The organism is Variovorax rhizosphaerae (genome assembly GCF_037889975.1).
Taxonomy (GTDB): Bacteria; Pseudomonadota; Gammaproteobacteria; order Burkholderiales; family Burkholderiaceae_C; genus Variovorax; species Variovorax rhizosphaerae.
On record NZ_JBBKZT010000019.1, the window covers coordinates 58,551 to 78,661 of the forward strand.

Genomic DNA, 20,111 nt, shown 5'->3' on the forward strand with positions numbered 1-20,111 from the left:
TATCCGCATCCGAATTCAGGCAAGCGAGGCTGGCCAATGACCGTCGCGCAACTGCTCGACCGGCTGCTCGACGCCACCATGCCGCACCTCGTGGCGGTGCCGATCCTCGTGCCGATGCTCACCGCGGCCTTGATGCTGCTGCTCTCGGAAAAGCGGCGTCGCGAGAAGGCGGTGTTGAGCGTGGTGTCAGGCCTCGTCGGACTGATTGCCGCGCTGGCCTTGCTGCGCTGGGTGAACGCCCCGGACGTGGGTGGCGGACCCGGTTCCATCGGCGTCTACCTGCCGGGCAACTGGCGCGCACCTTTCGGCATCGTGCTGGTGGCGGACCGCCTCTCGACGATGATGGTGGCACTCACCGGCGTCATCGGCTTTGCGGCGTCGATCTACTCGACCTCGCGCTGGGACCGCGCCGGCGTGCATTTCCACGCTCTGCTGCAACTGCAGTTGATGGGATTGAACGGCGCCTTCCTGACAGGTGACCTGTTCAACCTCTTCGTGTTCTTCGAGGTAATGCTGGCGGCTTCATATGGCCTGCTGCTGCACGGTTCCGGCAGGCTGCGGGTGCAGGCGGGGCTGCACTACATCGCGGTCAACCTGGTGGCCTCGTCGCTGTTCCTGGTCGGCGCGTCGATGCTCTACGGCGCGACCGGCACGTTGAACATGGCGGACCTCGGCATGCGAATCGCGCAGATCGCGCCAGCCGACCGGGGCCTCGTGCATGCAGCGACGGCCATCCTCTTCACCGCTTTTCTTGCCAAGGCCGGCAGCTGGCCGCTCAACTTCTGGCTGGTGCCCGCGTACAGCGCGGCGGTGTCGCCGGTGAGCGCGGTGTTCGCGCTGCTGACCAAGCTCGGCATCTACACCATCCTGCGCTTGTGGACGCTGATGTTCGCACCGGACACTGGTGCTTCCGCGCAGTTCGGTCACAACGTACTGATGGCACTCGGCATGGTCACGCTGTTCGCCGGCGCGCTGGGCATCGTCGGCACGCAGCGCATGTCGAACCTGGCCGGCTTCAGCGTGCTGGTGTCGGCCGGCACGCTGTTGACGGCGATCGGCCTGGGCAAGCCCGCCGTGTGGGCCGGGGCGCTCTACTACCTGCTGAGCTCGACGCTGGCGGTCAGCGCCTTCTTCCTGCTGATCGACATGATCGAGCGCTGGCGCAACCAAGGCGCGAGCATCGCGCCGCACGAGATCCGCGATCACGCGCCCTTCCTCGCGCCAGACCTGCGGCCGCTGGAAGGCGTGAACCTCGACGACGACGAGCAGGAAATCCACGGCCGGGCCATCCCGGCCGGCGTGGCCCTTCTGGGGCTGGGCTTTTCCGGCTGCATGATGTTGCTGGCAGGCATGCCGCCGCTGTCGGGGTTCCTTGGCAAGTTCGCGATGCTGTCGGGCCTCCTCGGCGCTGGCGAGTTGGTCACCGCGGGGTGGATGTTCATGGCGTTGGTGCTGATCTCGGGCTTTCTCACGCTCGTGGCGATGACCCGCACCGGCATGCGCCACTTCTGGACCCAGCGCGTGGAGGCGCTGCCGGCATTGCGCGCCGTGGAGGTGCTGCCGGTGGCCGCGCTGTTGCTGTGCTGCGTAGCGCTGACAACCCAGGCCGGCCCGGTGATGCAGCACGCCGCGGCGACGGCCAAGGGCCTGTTCACGCCGACCGCCTACCGCAAAGCCGTGATGGGCGCCCGACAGGTGCCCAACCCCGAAGCCGGAAGGAAGGCGCCGTGAGCCGCCGGGCCGCTCCCAAGGCGAATACCGCAGCGCGTAGCGCGGAAGTTACCCTGACGAGCGCCGCACGGCCGCCCGAAGGCGCTCGCACCGCAGCGCGCAGCGCGGAGGTCTCCCAATGAATCGCTGGTTGTCGTCGCCGCCGTTGTCGGTGTTCCTTTTCATCGTCTGGGTCCTGCTGCACCAGTCGCTGGACGCCGGCACCCTGGTCCTGGCCGCGGTGCTGGCCATCGCGGTGCCGATGATCACGCGGAGCCTGCGACCTGCCGAGGGGCGCCTGCGCCGGCCGAGCCTGCTGTTCAAGCTCGGAGGCGATGTGGCGGTGGACCTCGTGGTGTCCGCGTTCGAAGTCGCACGGCGGCTGCTCACGCGCCGCAGCCCGGCCATCTCGTCGCGCTTCGTCCGGGTGCCGCTGGATCTGCGCAATCCGAATGGCCTGGCCATGCTGGCGATGGTGTTGTGCCTCACGCCCGGCACGGCGTGGGCAGAACTGGCGCTGGACCGGTCGTCGCTGCTGATCCATGTGTTCCACCTGGAGGACGATGACGAGACGTTCATCGCGCTGATCAAGCAGCGCTACGAGCGCCCGCTGATGGAGATCTTCGAATGACCCTCTTGCTGCTCTGGGCCCTGAAGGGCGCGCTCTTCCTGCTCGCGATCGGCATGCTCTGCGCGCTGGCCCGCCTGCTCATCGGCCCCACCGCGCAGGACCGCGTGATGGCGCTGGACTGTCTCTACATCAACGGCATGCTGACGATGCTGGTGCTCGGCATCATCTATGCCAGCGACGTGTACTTCGAGGCGGCCATGCTGATCGCGCTGTTCGGCTTCGTGGGATCGATGGCGATGGCCAAGTTCCTCTTGCGTGGCGAGGTGATCGAATGAACGCCACGGGTGCACTGCCCCTGTGGGCCGAGGTGCTGACGGCGGTGTTCGCCGTGCTCGGGGCTGCGTTTGCCGCGATCGGCTCGTTCGGGCTGGTCCGGTTGCCAACCTTTTTCCGCCGTATTCACGCGCCGACGCTGGGCTCGACCTTCGGCGTGTGGTGCATCACGCTGGCGACCGCCATCTACTTCTCCGTGCAGGGGTTGCACCTGTTCCTGCATGCGAGCCTGATCTCGCTGTTCGTCGCGTTGACGGCACCGATCACGACGATCTTCCTCATGCGCGCGGCGCTGTTCCGAGCCCGCAAGGCGCAGCGGTCGCTTGCCAGGGCCGACGCCACCCAAAGCGTACCGCCCGCAGCCGAGGCCGAGGCATCGGACAAGGCGTAGCCCAGCGGTCACCGGTCGCGCCGGTCGCCGATCAGCGCAATTCGCCCCGCAGGTAGGGCTCGGGATCCTGCGCGACGCCCTGCTTGCGGATCTCGAAATGGAGCTTCACGCGGTTGGTGCCCGTGCTGCCCATCTCGGCAATCTGCTGGCCTTGCCGGACCACCTCGTCTTCCTTGACCAGCACCTTGCCGACGTGGGCATAGGCGGTGATGAACGTGTCGTCATGCTTCACGACGACCATCGTGCCGTACTCGGGCAACGCGCTGCTCACCAGCACCACCCGCCCGTCGCGTGACGCCAGCACCGGTTCGCCCGCGACACCCGCGATGTCCAGCCCCTTGTTGCGCTGGTCGTACCGGCCAACGATCGGACCCGGCGCCGGCCGCAGGTAGGCGCCCGCGGGCCGGGGCGAGGCGACGGGTGGCGCAGGCATCGGCGCTGGCGCCGGAATGGTCGGCGAGGGCAAGGGCGGCAGCGGCGGCAGGGGAACGCGCTCGGTGGCGCAGCCCGCAATGCCCAGCACCGCGACAGCGCAGAAGCTGATGCGAAACCTGCCAAGAGATAAACCGAAAGGACTGCGTACGTGGTGCATAGTGCCTGCCGGCTTGGCCGATTGAATGATCTGTTGCAATGCCGTCACTTCGATGCCCCCCGGCGCTGCAAGCCGCGCGTGCCTGATAAAACCAGGGCGACGCCTGTCCGGGGTCACCCGCGGAACCGGCTTCGCCGGGCCGCTGGGTACGCCCTTTGAAGGGGGAGTGCCGCAGACGCATTCGGGTGTGGGCTTCATTTCAAGGTTTTATACCTCACAACCAGATTCCACGGTCCACAACATGCGCACACTCGACATTGCGGCCGGCTGCCTGGTTCTCACGGCCCTGCTGGCTTACCTGAACCATCGACTGGTCAGGTTGCCGATGACGATCGGCGTCATGGTCATCGCGCTGGTCATTTCGCTGGCGATGCTGGGGCTGAATGCCCTCGGGTTGGACCACGGGTTGCGGCAGCATGCGGAGAGCTTCCTGCGCTCGATCGATTTCTCCGATGTGCTGATGGAGGGCATGCTGTCGCTGTTGCTCTTCGCGGGGGCGCTGCATGTCGACCTGCACGCGCTGGGTCGGTACCGCTGGCAGGTGGCCGTGCTCGCGCTGGCCGGGACGCTGCTGTCCACGCTGGCGGTGGGCTATGGGATCTGGCTGGCCCTGCCGTGGGTCGGCGTGCCGCTGGCGTTGCCGTATTGCCTGCTGTTCGGCGCGCTGATCTCGCCGACCGACCCGGTCGCGGTCATGGGCATCCTGAAGTCGGCCGGTGCGCCGCCGAGCCTGGAACTGGTGATTGCAGGCGAATCGCTGTTCAACGACGGCGTCGGGGTGGTGATCTTCGTGCTGTTCCTCGGGATGCTGGCGAGCGGCAGCGCGCCGACTGCAGTGGGCGCGGGCACGCTGCTGCTGCGCGAGGCGGGCGGCGGCATCGCCTTCGGGTGGGTGCTGGGCTATCTCACGTTCAGGCTGCTCAAGAGCATCGACCACTACAAGATCGAGGTGCTGCTCACGCTGGCGGCGGTGATGGGCGGCTATGCGTTGGCGCATCACCTGCACGTCTCGGGGCCGCTGGCGATGGTGGTGTGCGGCCTCATGATCGGCAACCGCGGCCGGGCCCTGGCCATGTCCGACGTCACGCGCCGCTACGTCGACATGTTCTGGGAACTGGTCGACGAGATCCTCAATGCGGTGCTGTTCGTGCTGATCGGCATGGAGGTGCTGCTGATCGCCTTCACGGCACCGTTGCTGTTGGCGGGCGGCGTGGCGATCGCGGTCACGCTGGCGGCCCGATGGTTGACGGTCGGCCTGCCGGTCGTCTTGTGCGGGCCTCTCTTCGCGCTGCCGCGCGGCGCCGGGCGGGTGCTCACCTGGGGCGGGCTGCGGGGCGGCATCTCCGTGGCACTGGCGCTTTCCTTGCCGATCGGGCACGCGCGCGAGACGGTGCTGGCGCTGACCTATTGCGTTGTGGTGTTCTCGATCCTGGTGCAGGGGCTCAGCATCGGTCGCGTGGTGCGGATGGCGGTCGGCAACGGCCCGCCCTGAGCCTGCATCGGCGGGTTTCGGTCAGCGCCGGAACTTCCGGACGATCCGCTTGGCCGCCCGAAGCGGCGCGCCCAACCGGTCGACGGCGGAAAAGATCGCTTCATCGAAGGTGCTTGGCCGGGACTTCGACAGTGCACGGATGACACGGCGCTTGGCCTTGTCCAGCGAATGCGAGCGACCCGGCGGCGTCGGCCGCAGGCCGAGTTTGCGCAGCACGTAGTTGGCTTGGTAGACATGCGCCCGAGCATCGGCCTCGGGCAGGGAATAGTGAATGGAAATGCTCACCGACACTTCATCGCCGGTCCGCGTCAGCCGCGGCGACAAGGGCGGGTTGTGGACCCCCGCGCCAGGCCTCAGCAGGTAGTCGGTGCCGGCGCCGTCCAGTTCAGTGCGGAACTTTGCCGCCAACGGGTTGTGGCGGTAGTAGTCCTCGATTTCCTCTTCGGTCAGGACGTGGCGCTCATTCGGGAACACCTTCAGGTTCTTCGCGCCACGGACCTGCAGCACGAAGGTGTTCGAATGGTCGAAGTGATACGGCGCCGCGAAGCCGGGCGGCTGGATGAAGATCGTCATGCCGGCCCAAGTCATCTTCTGGCGAAACTGGTTGCCTGCGGCGCGCTCTATGTCTGCCAGCACCTGCTCGTACAAGGCCTGGTATTCCGGGTCCGCCTGGTCGACGAAGTTCAGCACGACCCACTCGTCGCCGGCGGCGATATCGAGCACCGATTCGCGCAGGCGGTTCCGCACCACTGTTTGCCCCAGGCTGCGCTGTACGGGCGTGAAGTCGCGCATCCAGTCGGATCGGTCAAAAGTCTTCTCGGCCAGCAAGCCGAGCCGCTCAAGTTCGAACAAGGGATGGCTGGCAAGGTTGTGCTGGAAGGAGAACGGTTGTTCGCCGACTTGGCGCCAACGGGCCGGGTCCCGGGAATCGACCCAGCGGTGGCATGAAACATCGACTGCGCGCGGGGCAGTCACGGAGAGATCGTTGAGAGGGTCGCGGAACATGGAGACAAGCGAGTGGACGGAAGCTGCGCCACCAAACCAGCTTGGCACCGAGCGAAACGACTCAATCTACTACACAGGGCTGATACTTTCCGAGCAGCAGCCCAAACAAGCCGGGAACCCGTGAATTGTTAAAGGTCAATCGGCTTCTTGCAGCGCCTTGGCATGCGCCACTTCGGCCTCGCGCGGCAGGGTCACCGCATTCTTGACGGCCAGGATTTCCGCCATCACGCTCACCGCGATCTCGGGTGGCGTCTTGCTGCCGATGTAGATGCCGATCGGGCCGCGCAGGCGCGCCAATGATTGCTCGGTCTGGTCGAAGTGCTCGATCAAGCGTTCGCGCCGCGCTTCCGCATTGCGGCGCGAACCGATGGCGCCGACGTAGAAGGCTTCGGACTGCAAGGCCTCGAGCAGCGCCAGGTCGTCGAGCTTGGGGTCGTGCGTGAGGCCGACCACGCAGCTGCGGCGGTCGGGCCGGAACGCGGTGACGGCATCGTCGGGCATCTCGGTGGTGATGGTCACGCCGGGCACCGACCATTCGCTGCGGTACTCGTCGCGCGGATCGCAGAGCGTGACGGCAAAGCCGCAGAAACGCGCCATCGTGGCCAGGTATTCGGCGAGCTGGCCGGCGCCGATCAGCAGCATGCGGTATTCGGGGCCGAAGGTGTTGACCAGTTCGCGCTCATTCACGGTGAGCGCGGCCGGCGAGGCGGCCGCGGCCAGCCTGACGCTGCCGTCGGCCAGCAAGATGGTGCGCTGCATGAGCTTTCCTTGCTCCAGCTCGGCTACCAGCGCCTCCAGGGATGCGGCATCGGGGTCGTATTCGAGCAACAGTTCCAGCGTACCGCCGCAGGGCAGGCCGAAACGATGCGCCTCGTCCGCCGTGATGCCGTACTTGACCAGCGTCGGCGCGCCGTGCGGCATGGTGCCGGGGCCGCCATGGGCACGCGAGTAGCGCGCGATCAGGTCGTCCTCGATGCAGCCGCCCGAGACGGAGCCGGACACTGCGCCATCTTCCGCCAGCGCCATGATCGAGCCGACCGGCCGGGGCGACGAACCCCAGGTGCGCACCACCGTCGTCAGCAGGGCGCGACGGCCGGCGAGGCGCCAGTCGCGCAGATGTCGCAGCACCATCACATCCAGGTTTTCCATGGCCGCCGTTCTCCTAGCCGCGCATGTAGAGGTACGCGCCGACGGCGACCACGACGGCCACGACGACCCAGATCCACTTCTGGCTCGAACCGCCAGACGGGGCGCTCGATGGCGGCGTCGGCCGGTTGCGCGGCGCGAGTGCATCGATGCTGCCGAAGGAGGTGCTGCCGTCGTCCTCATCGTCGTTGGCAGCCACGGCGGCAGCGGGCGCCGGATAGCGCTCCGCCATCAACGCATCGAAGCGCTTGAAGAAATCGTCGGCCATCGACTTGGCGGCGCCGTCGACCAGCCGCTGGCCCAGTTGCGCGATCTTGCCGCCGACCTGGGCCTGCACGGTGTAGCTGAGTTCGCAGCCGCCCGCGTTGGGTGTCAGCGAGACGCTGGATGCGCCCTTGCCGAAGCCGGCGACGCCGCCCTGCCCTTCGAAGGACAGCTTGTAGCTCTGCGGCGGCACGATCTCGGTCAGCGCGACCTTGCCAGTGAACTTGGCCGACACGGGGCCGACCTTGACGGCCATGCCGACGGCATAGGTGTCGTTGCCGGCGGGCTCGAACTTGTCGCAGCCTGCGAGGCAAGCCTTCAGCGTCGCCGGGTCGTTGAGCGCTTCCCAGGCCTGTTGTTGGGTGACGCCGAGTTGGCGGGTGCCGAGCATTTCCATGGTGTTTCCTTTTTCTGTCCTGTGGTTCGCGGTCGCGGGGTCTAGCGCCCCGCCCGCATCAATGTCGCAAGGCTCGCGGCCAGCTCTTCCAGCGCGCTCAAATTGTGGACCGCCAGCATCGCGTCCGCATGGCGGTGCAGCAATGCCGCCCCGCGCGCAAGGGGCGCATAGCCCTCGTAGCGCATCAGCGGGTTGAGCCACAGCAGCTTGCGCGAATGGCGCTTGAGCCAGAGCAGTTCCTGCTCCAGTTCGGCCGGCTCGCCGGTGTCCAGGCCGTCGCTGATGACGAGCACCAGCGTGCGGCGGCCGACAAGTCTTCTTGCGTGCCGGCGGCGCAATTGGGTCAGTGAACCGCCCAGCCGGGTGCCGCCGGCGAAGTCGTCGATCGCAGCGCTGGCGGCTTCGAGCATGGCGTCGGTGTCGGCGATGCGGAAGGCGGGCGTGAGGTCGGTCAGGTGCGTGCCGAAGGCGAACACGTCGCGCTGGCCTGCCCTGCGCGTGGCCGCATGCAGGAAGGCCAGCAGAAGGCGAGCGTAGCGCTCCATCGAGCCCGACACGTCGACCAGGATCAAGAGGGGCAAGGGTTGCTTGCTTCGCTCCAGGCGCGGCAGCCGGATCAACTCGCCGCCGGTGCGCGCGGCCTGGTGCAGCACGCCCGGCCAGTGCATGCGCGAATGCGTGCCGGCGCCAGCGGCGACGCGCAGGCGGCGCGCGGGCAGCTTGGGCACGGGCAAGGCGATGTCGCGGGCGAGGCGCTCGACCAGCTGGTATTCCGCGGCGCCGAGCGCGTTGAAGTCGGCATGCTGCATGCGTTGCCGGTCGCTGGCGGTCATGGTGGTGTCGAACTCGACCTCGCGCTCGTTCTTCGCCGGCATGACCTTGGCACGCGGTGCGGCCAGCGCCTCACGCACGCGCGGGCGGCGCTTGACCGGTTCGGCCTTGCCCTCGGCGCTCGGCAGCATCTGCTGCAGGATCTTCTTGGCCAGCTCCGGGTCGCGGAACCAGGCGTCGAACAGCTCGCGGAAGACCATGCGGTCCTGCTCGCGGCTGACCATCACGGATTCCATCGCGGCGGCGAAGTCGAAGCGATTCTCGACGCCGACCAGCATGGCCGCCTCGGCCGCCAGCGCGATGCGCGCCGAGTCGGTCCGCACGCCAGCGCGGCGCAAGGCTCGACCGAAGCTCGCCATGTTGCGGGCGAGCTTGCCGACGCGGGCGTCGCCTAGTTGCTGCATGTGCTGGTCATGCCCCCGCCTCCTCCGGCTTCAGCAGGTCGGCGGCCAATGCGTGCGTCAGCGCGGCCACGTCATCGCGTTGCTTGAAGAGGATGCCGGCCGTGTCGACCACGACTTCGGGGTCGAGTTCAAGGGTGTCCAGCGCCACCAGGGCCTTGGCCCATTCGACGCTTTCCGCGATGCCGGGGGCTCGCTGGAAGGCGTTGTGGTACGGCGTGGACCGCAGCTTGCCGACGAAGGCTGCGACCTGCGCGGACAGCACGTCGCCGGCCTGCGGGGCCTGCGCGCGGACGATGGCCAGTTCGCGCTCGCGCTCGGGGTAGTCGAGCCAGTGGTAGAGACAACGGCGCTTGACGGCGTCGTTCAGCTCGCGGGTGCGGTTGCTGGTGAGGATGGTGACGGGCGGCACGATGGCGCGGACCGTGCCCAGTTCGGGGATGCTGACCTGGTATTCGCCGAGGTACTCGAGCAGGAAGGCCTCGAAGGGCTCGTCGGCGCGGTCGACTTCGTCGATCAGCAGGACGGCGCCGGGCATGGGGGCCTGCAAGGCTTGCAGCAAAGGGCGGCGTACCAGGTAGCGGGGTTGGTAGACCTCCGACTCGATGTCGCTGGATGCGCCATGCGCCTCGGCTGCACGCATGTGCAGCAGTTGCGCGGCGTAGTTCCATTCGTAGAGCGCCTCGCGCTGCTCCAGGCCGTCGTAGCACTGCAAGCGCAACAGTTCGCGCTCAAGCGCTTTCGAGAGCGCCTTGGCCAGTTCGGTCTTGCCGACGCCGGGCTCGCCTTCCAGCAACAGCGGACGCTGCAGCTTGAGCGCGAGGAAGACGGCCGTTGCCAGTCGGCGGTCGGCGAAGTAGCCGGCCGCCTGCAAGGCTTGCGTGACCGCGTCGATGGAGGCGAAGGGAGCGGTCGGCGTTTGGGAAGTCATGTTGTCTTTTTACCGCGAGTTCACTCGCTTCCCGTGGGGACCGTGGGAAACACCCCGGGACCGGCATCGCCGGCCCGAAGGTGTTCCCCGGTGGGAGGGTGAAAGTCGCGCGCGAATGTCGCGCTGACCTTGGGGCAACTACACCAGCGCCTTGACTGCGCGCTGCGTGAGCACGCTGATCAGGTTGGCGCGATAGGCTGCCGATGCGTGCAAGTCGGAATTCAACTCGCTCGAATCGATCTTCACCGAGGCTGCCGACTCCGGCGTGAAGCTCTTGTTCAGCGCGTCCTCCAGCCCCTTGTGCCGGAACACGCCATTGCCCGCGCCGGTGACGGCCACGCGCACGCCGCCGTCGTATTGCGCGAGGAACACGCCGACCAGCGGGAAGTGCGAGGCCTTCTGGCGCAGCTTCTCGTAGACCGCCTTCTTCGGGATCGGGAAGCGGATCGCGGTGATCAGCTCGCCCTCTTCCAAGGCGGTCGTGAACAGCCCCTGGAAGAAGTCGTCCGCCGCGATCTCGCGCTTGCTGGTGACGATGGTCGCGCCCGAGCCGAGCACCGCGCTCGGATAGCACGCAGCCGGATCGTTATTGGCCACCGAGCCGCCGATGGTGCCCATGGCACGCACCTGACGGTCGCCGATGCGCGAGGCCAGGTTGGCCAGCGCCGGGTAGGCGGCCTTGACGTCGGCGTTGTTGGCCACGTCGAGGTGGCGCGACATGGCGCCGACGACGAGCGTGTTGCCGTCCTTCTTGATGCCGGTGAGTTCCTTGATGCCGCTCAGGTCGACGAGTTGCTCGGGCGCCGAGAGGCGCAGCTTCATCGAGGCCAGCAGGGTCTGGCCGCCGGCCAGCGGCTTGCCGCCCGCGCCAGCCAGCTTGACGGCATCGGCGACGGAGGCGGGACGTTCGAGGGTGAAGGCGTACATGGTTTGTTTTTCCTTCTTTTGTCTTAGACGGCCGGACGGCCTTGCGTGCTGGCGGCCAGCGACGGGGTTTCAGGTTGCTGCGTGGGCGTGGTGCTGCCCTTCTGCATGGCTTCCCACACGCGGTGTGGCGATGCGGGCATGTCGAAGTCCTTCACGCCGAGCGGCGCGAGCGCATCCAGCACGGCGTTGATGACCGCGGGTGGCGAGCCGATCGCGCCCGCCTCGCCGCAGCCCTTGGAGCCGATCGGGTTGTGCGTGCAGGGGGTGCTCAGCGTGTCCAGCTTGAAGTTGGGGAAGTCCTCGGCGCGCGGCATGGCGTAGTCCATGAAGCTGCCGGTGAGGAGCTGGCCCGTCTCGTGGTCGTACACGCAGTTCTCCATCAGCGCCTGGCCGATGCCCTGCACGATGCCGCCCTGCACCTGGCCCTCGACGATCATCGGGTTGATGATGGTGCCGAAGTCGTCCACCGCGGTGAAGCGGTCGATCTTGACCTCGCCGGTGCCCTTGTCGATCTCCACCTCGCAGATGTAGGTGCCGGCCGGGTAAGTGAAGTTGGTCGGGTCGTAGAACGCGGTTTCGTTCAGGCCCGGCTCCAGCTTGTCGAGCGGGTAGTTGTGCGGCACATAGGCCACCAGCGCCACCTGGCCGAAGGGGATCTTCTTGTCGGTGCCCTTGACGGTGAACTCGCCGTTGGCGAACTCGATGTCGGCATCGCTGGCCTCCAGCAGATGCGCGGCGATCTTCTTGGCCTTGGTCTCGATCTTGTCGAGGGCCTTCATGATCGCCGTGCCGCCGACGGCCAGCGAGCGCGAGCCGTAGGTGCCCATGCCGAAGGGCACGCGGCCGGTGTCGCCATGCACGACATCGACGGCTTCCACCGCGATGCCGAGGCGTGCCGCCACCAGCTGCGCGAAGGTCGTCTCATGGCCCTGGCCGTGGCTGTGCGAGCCGGTGAAGATGGTCACGCTGCCGGTCGGATGCACGCGCACTTCGCCGGCTTCGAACAGGCCGGCACGCGCACCGAGCGCACCCGCCACGTTCGACGGCGCGATCCCGCAGGCTTCGATGTAGCTGGAGTAGCCGATGCCGCGCAGCTTGCCGTTCTTCTCGCTCTCGGCCCGGCGGGCGTCGAAGCCGGCGACCTCGCCGAGTTCGTTGGCGCGGTCGAGCAGCGGCGGGAAGTCGCCCGTGTCGTATTGCAGCGCCACGGGGGTCTGGTACGGGAAGCTGCTGATGAAGTTGCGGCGACGGATCTCGTCCTGCTTCAGGTTCATCTCCCAAGCGCAGCGGGTGACGAGGCGTTCCAGCAGGTAGGTCGCTTCCGGACGACCTGCCCCGCGGTACGCATCGACCGGCGCGGTGTTGGTGAACCAGGCATCGACCTCGACGTAGATCTGCGGCGTGGCGTACTGGCCGGCCAGCAGCGTGGCGTAGAGGATGGTCGGCACGGCGGTCGCGAAGGTCGACAGGTAGGCGCCGAGGTTCGCGTCGGTGTGCACGCGCAGGGCCAGGAACTTGCCATCCTTGTCCATCGCCATTTCGGCATGGCTGACGTGGTCGCGGCCATGTGCGTCGCTGAGGAAGGACTCCGAACGCTCGGCCACCCACTTGATGCTGCGGTTGAGCTGCTTCGATGCCCAGGTCAGCGCCACGTCCTCCGCATAGAGGTAGATCTTCGAGCCGAAGCCGCCGCCCACGTCCGGCGCGATCACGCGCACCTTGTGCTCGGGCAGGCCCAGCACGAAGGCCGTCATCAGCAGGCGCTCGACGTGCGGGTTCTGGTTCGACACATAGAGCACGTATTCCTCGGTCGCGCGGCTGTAGCTGCCGATGGCGACGCGGGGCTCGATGGCGTTGGGGATGAGGCGGTTGTTGACCAGGTCCAGCTTGGTCACGTGCGCGGCATTGGCAAAGGCGGCATCCACCGCGCCCTTGTCACCGAGCACCCACTTGTAGCACTGGTTGTCCGGCGCCTCGTCGTGGATGGTCACGCCGCTGGCTTTCTTCGCTGCGTCGGCCACGCTGACGACCGGCGTGTGCACGTCGTAGTCGACCATCACGGCCTCGGCCGCGTTCTTGGCCTGCTCGATGGTTTCTGCGACGACGATGGCGACGTGGTCACCGACGTAGCGCACCTTCTTGATCGCGAGGATCGGGTGCATCGGCTCCTTCATCGGCGTGCCGTCGGGGTTGTTGATGAGCCAGCCACAAGGCAGGCCGCCCATCTTTCCCTCGATGTCCTTGCCCGAGAAGATGCCGATCACGCCAGGCATCTTCATCGCCTCGGCGATGTCGACGGACTTGATGGTGGCGTGCGCGTGTGGCGAGCGCACGAAGACGGCATGCGACTGCTGCGCGAGATTGATGTCGTCGGTGTAGTTGCCGGCGCCGGTCAGGAAGCGATAGTCTTCCTTGCGACGGACCGAGTCGCCGATGTGCGGCAGGTTGGCAAAGTCGGAAGCACCCATGTCGTGTGCTCCTCGTTCAGGCCGGGACGGTGGCTTTGGCGGGCGCGGCGAGCATCGCCTCGCCGCCCATCTTCACCGCCTTGACGATGTTCTGGTAGCCGGTGCAGCGACACAGGTTGCCGTCGAGCAGGGAGCGGATCTCGGTCTCGCTGGACTTGGGATGGTGGGTGCACAGGTCGATGGCGCTCATGACCATGCCGGGCGTGCAGAAGCCGCATTGCAGGCCATGGCATTCCTTGAAGGCGGACTGCATCGGGTGCATGGTGCCGTCGGGCTGAGCGATGCCTTCGATGGTGGTGATGTTCGCGTCGGCGACCTGGCCGACCAGCACATTGCAGGACTTGACCGCGCGGCCGTTGACGTGGACGGTGCAGGCGCCACACTGGGCCGTATCGCAGCCGACGTGGGTGCCGGTCAGGTGAAGATGCTCGCGGATGGCGTGCACGAGGAAGGTATTGGGCGGCGCGTCGACTGTGACCGCGCGGCCGTTGACCGTGAGCTTGACCTGCATTTGGCTGACTCCTTTTATGGGGATGGCTGATGGCCGAATTCGGCGAGTTGAATCTTCGGCGCGGGTCCGCAGGCGGATGCTAGGCAAAACCCTAGACGATTGCAGGCTTGCTCTTAAATTCTCAAAATGCAACAGCGCACCCACATTCGGGCCTGTCCGCAGACCCCTTCCCCTCGATGCATTCCACCGCTCCCGCCCTGCAGCCTGAACGCACCGCGCAAGTCGCCCAGGCGCGCCGCGAAGTGATCGACGCCGCCGCCACCGACAGTTCCCGCGTCGCACCCTGGATTTCACGCTCGTGGCTGCGCTGCCTCTCGGCCGGCCACAGGCCGCAGCAGCGCGTGAGTTTCGATGCCGTGTCGGTGCAGCATGCGCGCCGCATGTCCGAGCGCAATCGGGGTCTCGTCGCGGCGGCGGGGCCGGTGCTCGACAGGCTGGCGCGCGCGATTGCCGACACCGGCTACTTCGCGATCCTGACCGATGCACACGGCGTCGTGATCGACACGCGCGGGCTTCCGTCGAATGCGGAGCCAGTGGCCACCAACATCGCGCGCGTCGGCGTCGACCTGTCGGAGCGCGCCGTCGGCACCACCGCCATCGGCGCCGCGTTGTCGGAATTGCAGCCGGTGTGGCTGCACCGCAATGAGCACTTCTTCGATGACACCAGCGTGTTCAGTTGCGCGGGCGCGCCGCTGTTCGGGCATGACGGGCAGTGTGTCGGCATGCTGGACCTGAGTGCGGTGAATGCGGTGGAGCGGCCGGAACTCAAGCAACTGGCCGCGCTCTCGGCGCGCAGCATCGAGAACGCGCTGGTGCTGCGGCAACCGCACGACCTGCTGGTGCGCTTGAACTGGCCCGGCTGGGGCGGGCATGCGGAGTCCGAGGGCCTGCTGTGTCTGGACAGTGACGGTCATGTGACGGCCAGCAACGCGGCGGCGCGGGAGATGGTGAACCAGTCCGCCATGACCGCAGCTTCATCCTCGCCGCTGCACGCCAGCGATTTGTTCGCCCTGCCGTGGACCTTGCTGGATGACGCGGCGCGTCGCGACGACGGGGCCGTGATCGAGGTGCCGCTCTGGTCGGGATTGCGCCTGCAAGCACGACCCCAGGCCGGCCGGGACAGTGGCGCGGGGATGAGGTTCTCCGCCGCTGCCGCACCACGCACGCGGCTGCGCGATGTCGAATCCGCGCTGATCCGCAAGGCGGTCAGCGATGCCCGCGGCAATGTCGCCGAGGCGGCGCGCGTGCTCGGCATCAGCCGCGCGACCGTCTACCGCAAGCTGGCGCGCGGCGGCCGATGAAGCGGGCTCTTCGCGCCGCCGTCGTTGGCCTTGTGGCAGGGGTGGCCGTGGCGGCTCACGCGGTGGCGGCCGAGATCAAGGTGCTGAGCGCGGGCGCTTTCAAGCCGGTGGTCGTGGCGGTGGCGCCGTTGTTCGAGCAGCGCACGGGACACAAGGTCGTCATCGACAGCGACACGGCCGGCGGGCTGGCCAAGCGTATTGCGGGCGGCGAGGCGTTCGACGTGGCGATCCTCACACCGCCTGGCGTCGAGCAACTCGTGCAGGCCGGCAAGATGGCGGCAGGCAGCTCGGTCGCGGTGGCGCGCGTGGGCATCGGCGTGGCCATCAAGCAGGGAGCGCCGGTGCCGGACGTCGGCAGCGTTGCCGCGTTCCAGCAATCGCTGCTGAAGGCGCGCGCGGTGGCGATGATCGACCCAGCGGCCGGCGGCTCGAGCGGCATCTACCTCATGTCGCTGTTCGAGAAGATGGGCATCGCGGGGCAGATCAAGGCCAAGGCCGTGCTGGTGCCCGGCGGGCTGGCCGCGCAGCGCCTGGTCAGCGGCGAGGCCGACATCGCGCTGCAGCAGATCAGCGAATTGCTCTCCGTGCCGGGCGTGACGGTGCTCGGGGCCATTCCGGCGGACATCCAGAACTACACGGTGTATGCGGGTGGCGTGAGTGCGGCCGCGACGGACGCCGGTGCGGCCAAGGCCTTCCTGCAGATGCTCGGCGGACCCGAGGCCAGGGCGGTCATGAAGGACAAGGGCATGGATGCGCCCTGACGAGGTTCCTGAAAGCGCCGATCCGTCCACCCCATGATCGTCCGCCCGCGTCCCCACTGGCTGCGCATGCTGTTCGTCTGGCGGGGCTCGGTGCTGCCGGACATCCTGCCGCAGTTGCTCGGGACCACGGCTTTCGCGATCCTGGTGACGGTGCTCCACGGCAGGCTGTTCGAGTGGAAGATTCCGCTCAACTTCGTGCCCTTCTCGCTCATCGGGCTGACGCTGGCGATCTTCCTGGGCTTTCGCAACGGCACGAGCTACGCGCGCTACTGGGAAGCACGCACGCTCTGGGGCAGCGTGCTCAACGAAACGCGCGCGCTGGTGCGGCAAGCTCTGACGCTGGCCGACGCGCCGGCCGATGTGCCGCTGCTCACGGTACGGCTGATCGCGTTCGTGCATGCGCTGCGTCATCAGTTGCGCGGGACGGACCCGTCGGCGGACCTGGAACGGCTGCTGTCCGCCGAAGACCGCGCGCGTCTGCAGGCCGCGCGCTTCAAGCCGGCGATGCTGTTGCTGATGGCCGGCGAATGGCTGCGCGATCGGCGCCAGCGCGGTGCCATCGAACCGGCGCTGGTACCGGCCATGGAAACGCCGCTGGGGCGATTGACCGATGCGTTGGGCGGCTGCGAGCGCATCGCCAGCACGCCGATCCCGTTCACCTATGCGGTCATCATCCACCGCACGATCTACCTGTATTGCGTGCTGCTGCCCTTCGGCCTGGTCGATGCGATCGGGCCGATGACGCCGGTGATCGTGGCCTTCATTGCCTACACCTTCTTTGCGCTGGAGGCGCTGGGGGCGGAACTGGAGGAGCCGTTTGGCATTCAGCCCAACGACCTGGCGCTGGAGGCGATGTCGGCCATGATCGAGTCGACCTTGAGAGAGATGATCGGCGAGCCGCAGCCGGTGGTCGTGGCGCAGCCGGATCGGTTCATCCTGCGCTGAAGCCACGAGGCGGCCGTTGCCAAACGCTCCTGGCGTTGTGCGGCCTGCGCTTGGCGAATCAGCGCAAGCCCAGACGCGTCAGCTTCTTAATCAGTCCCACGCGCGAGACGCCCAGCCGCCGCGCAGCCTCCGACTGATTGCCGCCGGCTCGCTCAGCCCGGCAACGCGATGACCACCGCGGACTCGTCGACCACCGCCGTCACCCGCTGACGCGCGCGCAAGCCGCTGCCGCCCGTGGCAAAGCCCACCACCTGCAAGCCACCGGCCAGCGCGACCACCACCTCGTCGCCGCTGTCGATGTCGCGAGCGATGCGCGCCACCGTGCCGCTCAGTTGATTGCCCTGTGGCGGGGCTGCGGAATCGATCCGCTCCACGCGCACCGCCGTCGCCTTGCACAGCGCGATGGCGCTCATGCCCTCGGCGAGTCCGAGCAGCTCGGCGCTTTCCTGCGTGATGCGCGCCGCGAGGCCGTCGCCATCGGGCAATTGCATGCACACGCGGACGACGCGCCCGTTGCGTTCCAGTGCGCTCACTGTGGCCGGCAGCTGGTTGCGCATGCTGGTGCGGATCGACAGCCGGGCCATGGCAGCCGACGCGTGACCGCCCGACTGCACGGCGCGCCGCGCCGCCTCGTGCGCCTCGGCCAGGGTCAGCAATTGCCGCCCTTCTTCGGTCAACGCCGCACCACCGCCGCCGGCACCACCGACCGAACGCTCGACCAGCGGCACGCCCGCGAGATTGGTCAAGGTCGCGATCGCCTGCCACGCCGCCTTGTAGCTCACCGCGGCCTCGCGTGCGGCCTGGGAAATGCTGCCGGTGCGGCCCACGCCGCGCAGGATGTCGATGCGCTTGTCGCTCATGCCGTGGCCGAGCGCATCGCTGAAACGGGGAAGGGTCATCCGCGGATTGTGCTGGCGGCGGCCCATCGCTCGGCCGTGGCCGGCGAGTTGAAGCAGGTGGTGTCGTGGGTGGCGGCGCAGACGGCCCGCTCCAGCAACTGGATGTCGGCCTCGTGCTGACGCGCGACGTGCGGGTCCTCGAAAAAGATGACCTTGTCGCAACGCCGGTCCAGCACCAGCTCGGCGATCTGCGCGTCGCCGCCCATCGGCCCGCTCAGGTAGCGCGTGACCCAGGGCACGCCCGCCGGCCAGCCACGCGACCAGGCCAGGTCGTTGAGCAAGCCACCCGTGGTGCCCGTGCCGATGCGCGTCGCGAAGCGGGAGAGCAGGTCGAAATGCGTGGACGCGAACTCGACCATGCGCTGCTTCAAGGCATCGTGCGCGATCAACGCGACGGTCTGCCTGCTCGTGGCGGCCGCAAAGCCCGTGTCGCCCTTGCCGGCGAGCGCCAGTTCCACCGCGACCCACTCCATCGCGCCGGCCGCGGTGGAGATGAAGGGCTTGCCGTGGATCACGCATTGCCGCTTGAGCGCCTGTGTCTCCGGGTACAGCGACGAGGGGTCGACCGGATCGATGAAGTAGATGACGCCATCGAGTTCATCCGCTGGCGACAACCCGCCCGCGATGCAAGAAGCCAGCCGCATCACGCCGCCCTCGACGCCGGAGGGCAGCCGCACCAGCGAGGCTGCACCGGACAACAGTTGCTGCCCGACCAACGCGTCATAGGTACCGCCGACCGCGTGCAGTCCCAGCCCGAGCGTGCGGATGTCAGCCTCGCAAGCGCGCGCCCAGCGCACGAGCGCACCGTCGACGCGCTGCCGATGCAGCCGATGGGCAACCAGTCCGAAGCGCATCACGACACCCTCTCTTCCATCGCCTCGACGGCACTTGTTTGCTGCCGCACTTCCATGATCCGCGGCAGGTTGAACTCGATCCAGTCCGCGAGCGACTCCACGCGCTTGCCGACTTCCAGGCCCAGCGGCGTCAGGCTGTATTCGACGTGCGGCGGCACAGTCGCATAGGACTTGCGCAACACCAGCCCGTCCTGCTCCAGCCACTTCAGCGTCTGCGCCAGCATCTTCTCGCTCACGCCGCCGATCTTGCGATGCAATTCGCTGAAGCGATGCGTGCCGCCCAGCAACACCACGAGCAACAACACGCCCCAGCGGCTGGTCACATGCTTCAGCACCTCGCGCGAGGGACATTCGGCCGACAGGAGTTCGCCGCGCCGGATCGTTTCGGCAATCGATTTCATCAAGCTAACCTTTTGGTGCGTACTTACAAAAAGTGAGTTAGGGCGCTATTCTGCCGTTCCCTCCCCGTCATCACAAGGTCAATCGAATCATGATCGTCGTCACAGGCGCCACCGGCCAACTGGGCCGCCTCGTCATCAAGGCGCTGCTGCGCAGCGTTCCCGCAAGCGATATCGTCGCAGCCGTGCGCAGCCCCGACAAGGCGAAGGACCTCGCCGCGCTCGGCATTGCCGTCCGCCAAGCCGACTACACGAAGCCCGACACCTTGCGCACCGCCTTCGCCGGCGCTGACAAGCTGCTGCTGATCTCCTCCAGCGAAGTCGGACAACGCGCGCCGCAACACCGCGCCGCCATCGATGCGGCCAAGGCCGCGGGCGTGAAACTCATCGCCTACACCAGCATCCTCCGGGCCGACAACTCGCCCCTGAGCCTGGCCGCCGAGCACCTCGCGACCGAAGTCATGCTCAAGGAATCGGGCGTGCCTTTCGTGGTGCTGCGCAACGGCTGGTACACCGAGAACTACACCGGCTGGACAGGTGCCGCCCTCGCAAGCGGCACGCTGATCGGCAGCGCCGGCGACGGGCGCATCGCCTCGGCCGCGCGCGCCGACTACGCCGAAGCGGCCGCCGCCGTGCTGACCCGCGACAACCCGGCCGGCGCCATCTACGAACTGGCCGGCGACAGCGCCTACACCTTGACCGAACTGGCCGCCGAGATCGCCAGGCAATCGGGCAAGCCGGTGCTCTACAAGAACCTGTCCGAGACGGAGCACAAGGCCGCGCTGCTCGGATTCGGCCTTCCGGAGCCGATCGCCGCGATGCTCGCCAACTCTGACGCAGGCGTATCGAAGGGTGCGTTGTTCGACGATGGCCGGCAACTGAGCCAACTCATCGGCCACGCGACCACACCTTTGGCGGCGACAGTGGGGACGACCATGGCGGCATTGGCGGGCTGAATACGCACGCCTACACTTTCGCGAACC

The 20,111-nt window shown here is 67.5% G+C and carries 21 protein-coding genes and 1 pseudogene; 9 read left to right on the forward strand and 13 right to left on the reverse strand.

Annotated features, from left to right (window positions below):
* Positions 1-36: 36 nt before the first annotated feature.
* The 4 genes from WKW82_RS30765 to mnhG all read left to right on the forward strand — a co-directional run bounded on the left by WKW82_RS30765 (position 37) and on the right by mnhG (position 3,005).
* Positions 37-1,731, forward strand: a complete 1,695-nt coding sequence (locus WKW82_RS30765) for a monovalent cation/H+ antiporter subunit D (protein ID WP_340346573.1) — start codon at positions 37-39, stop codon at positions 1,729-1,731.
* A 118-nt stretch (positions 1,732-1,849) separates the two neighbouring features.
* Positions 1,850-2,341, forward strand: a complete 492-nt coding sequence (locus WKW82_RS30770; RefSeq protein WP_340346574.1) for a Na+/H+ antiporter subunit E — start codon at positions 1,850-1,852, stop codon at positions 2,339-2,341.
* Positions 2,338-2,616 (forward strand): K+/H+ antiporter subunit F, encoded by a 279-nt coding sequence (locus tag WKW82_RS30775; RefSeq protein WP_340346575.1) that lies wholly within the window; start codon positions 2,338-2,340, stop codon positions 2,614-2,616. Before WKW82_RS30770 ends, WKW82_RS30775 begins: the two co-directional genes overlap by 4 nt.
* Positions 2,613-3,005: a monovalent cation/H(+) antiporter subunit G gene (gene mnhG, locus WKW82_RS30780; RefSeq protein ID WP_340346576.1), complete on the forward strand. Its 393-nt coding sequence runs from the start codon at positions 2,613-2,615 to the stop codon at positions 3,003-3,005. The genes WKW82_RS30775 and mnhG overlap by 4 nt, the downstream gene beginning before the upstream one ends.
* 31 nt (positions 3,006-3,036) lie before the next feature.
* Here the strand turns inward: mnhG and WKW82_RS30785 are convergent, their stop codons facing one another.
* Entirely contained in the window at positions 3,037-3,636 is a 600-nt protein-coding gene (locus WKW82_RS30785) for a murein hydrolase activator EnvC family protein (RefSeq protein WP_340346577.1), read from the reverse strand.
* A 202-nt stretch (positions 3,637-3,838) separates the two neighbouring features.
* Here WKW82_RS30785 and WKW82_RS30790 point away from each other — a divergent pair, with 202 nt between their 5' ends.
* A complete protein-coding gene (locus WKW82_RS30790; protein WP_340346578.1) occupies positions 3,839-5,089 on the forward strand; it encodes a cation:proton antiporter in 1,251 nt (416 codons plus the stop codon).
* Between the two features lie 21 nt (positions 5,090-5,110).
* Here the strand turns inward: WKW82_RS30790 and WKW82_RS30795 are convergent, their stop codons facing one another.
* From WKW82_RS30795 to WKW82_RS30830, 8 genes are all read right to left on the reverse strand, one after another.
* The gene (locus tag WKW82_RS30795; protein WP_340346579.1) at positions 5,111-5,941 is read right to left on the reverse strand and encodes a hypothetical protein; all 831 of its coding nucleotides are present in this window, start codon (positions 5,939-5,941) and stop codon (positions 5,111-5,113) included.
* Positions 5,942-6,229: 288 nt separating this feature from the next.
* Positions 6,230-7,243, reverse strand: a complete 1,014-nt coding sequence (locus tag WKW82_RS30800; RefSeq protein WP_340346580.1) for an XdhC family protein — start codon at positions 7,241-7,243, stop codon at positions 6,230-6,232.
* A gap of 13 nt (positions 7,244-7,256) precedes the next feature.
* The gene (locus WKW82_RS30805; RefSeq protein WP_340346581.1) at positions 7,257-7,901 is read right to left on the reverse strand and encodes an SRPBCC family protein; all 645 of its coding nucleotides are present in this window, start codon (positions 7,899-7,901) and stop codon (positions 7,257-7,259) included.
* 41 nt (positions 7,902-7,942) lie between these two features.
* On the reverse strand, positions 7,943-9,136 hold the full coding sequence (locus WKW82_RS30810; RefSeq protein ID WP_340346582.1) for a vWA domain-containing protein: 1,194 nt from the start codon (positions 9,134-9,136) through the stop codon (positions 7,943-7,945).
* A 7-nt stretch (positions 9,137-9,143) separates the two neighbouring features.
* Positions 9,144-10,064: an AAA family ATPase gene (locus tag WKW82_RS30815; RefSeq protein ID WP_340346583.1), complete on the reverse strand. Its 921-nt coding sequence runs from the start codon at positions 10,062-10,064 to the stop codon at positions 9,144-9,146.
* A 138-nt stretch (positions 10,065-10,202) separates the two neighbouring features.
* Entirely contained in the window at positions 10,203-10,991 is a 789-nt protein-coding gene (locus WKW82_RS30820; RefSeq protein ID WP_340346584.1) for an FAD binding domain-containing protein, read from the reverse strand.
* Positions 10,992-11,014: 23 nt separating this feature from the next.
* Complete coding sequence (locus WKW82_RS30825) at positions 11,015-13,459, reverse strand: xanthine dehydrogenase family protein molybdopterin-binding subunit (RefSeq protein WP_340346585.1); 2,445 nt, start codon at positions 13,457-13,459, stop codon at positions 11,015-11,017.
* Between the two features lie 16 nt (positions 13,460-13,475).
* Positions 13,476-13,970, reverse strand: a complete 495-nt coding sequence (locus WKW82_RS30830) for a (2Fe-2S)-binding protein (RefSeq protein ID WP_340346586.1) — start codon at positions 13,968-13,970, stop codon at positions 13,476-13,478.
* Between the two features lie 176 nt (positions 13,971-14,146).
* On the opposite strand from WKW82_RS30830, the gene WKW82_RS30835 reads away from it, so the two are divergent.
* The 3 genes from WKW82_RS30835 to WKW82_RS30845 are packed head-to-tail and all read left to right on the forward strand — an operon-like array spanning position 14,147 to position 16,977.
* Positions 14,147-15,271 carry a helix-turn-helix domain-containing protein gene (locus WKW82_RS30835; protein ID WP_340346587.1) on the forward strand — a complete coding sequence of 375 codons (1,125 nt, stop codon included), beginning with the start codon at positions 14,147-14,149 and terminating at the stop codon, positions 15,269-15,271.
* Positions 15,268-16,032, forward strand: coding sequence for a substrate-binding domain-containing protein (locus WKW82_RS30840; RefSeq protein ID WP_340346588.1), 765 nt, complete (start codon positions 15,268-15,270; stop codon positions 16,030-16,032). Before WKW82_RS30835 ends, WKW82_RS30840 begins: the two co-directional genes overlap by 4 nt.
* A gap of 33 nt (positions 16,033-16,065) precedes the next feature.
* Entirely contained in the window at positions 16,066-16,977 is a 912-nt protein-coding gene (locus WKW82_RS30845; RefSeq protein WP_340346589.1) for a bestrophin family protein, read from the forward strand.
* A gap of 58 nt (positions 16,978-17,035) precedes the next feature.
* On the opposite strand, the pseudogene WKW82_RS30850 reads toward WKW82_RS30845, so the two are convergent.
* The 4 genes and pseudogenes from WKW82_RS30850 to WKW82_RS30865 form a co-directional block, all read right to left on the reverse strand.
* A pseudogene (locus WKW82_RS30850) lies at positions 17,036-17,119 on the reverse strand (helix-turn-helix domain-containing protein); the annotation flags it as partial.
* A 10-nt stretch (positions 17,120-17,129) separates the two neighbouring features.
* Positions 17,130-17,876, reverse strand: a complete 747-nt coding sequence (locus WKW82_RS30855) for a TOBE domain-containing protein (RefSeq protein WP_340346590.1) — start codon at positions 17,874-17,876, stop codon at positions 17,130-17,132.
* Positions 17,873-18,730, reverse strand: a complete 858-nt coding sequence (locus WKW82_RS30860) for a methylglyoxal synthase (protein ID WP_340346591.1) — start codon at positions 18,728-18,730, stop codon at positions 17,873-17,875. The genes WKW82_RS30855 and WKW82_RS30860 overlap by 4 nt, the downstream gene beginning before the upstream one ends.
* Positions 18,730-19,131, reverse strand: a complete 402-nt coding sequence (locus tag WKW82_RS30865) for a winged helix-turn-helix transcriptional regulator (RefSeq protein WP_340346592.1) — start codon at positions 19,129-19,131, stop codon at positions 18,730-18,732. Before WKW82_RS30865 ends, WKW82_RS30860 begins: the two co-directional genes overlap by 1 nt.
* 89 nt (positions 19,132-19,220) lie before the next feature.
* On the opposite strand from WKW82_RS30865, the gene WKW82_RS30870 reads away from it, so the two are divergent.
* Complete coding sequence (locus WKW82_RS30870; RefSeq protein WP_340346593.1) at positions 19,221-20,084, forward strand: SDR family oxidoreductase; 864 nt, start codon at positions 19,221-19,223, stop codon at positions 20,082-20,084.
* Positions 20,085-20,111 lie beyond the last annotated feature (27 nt).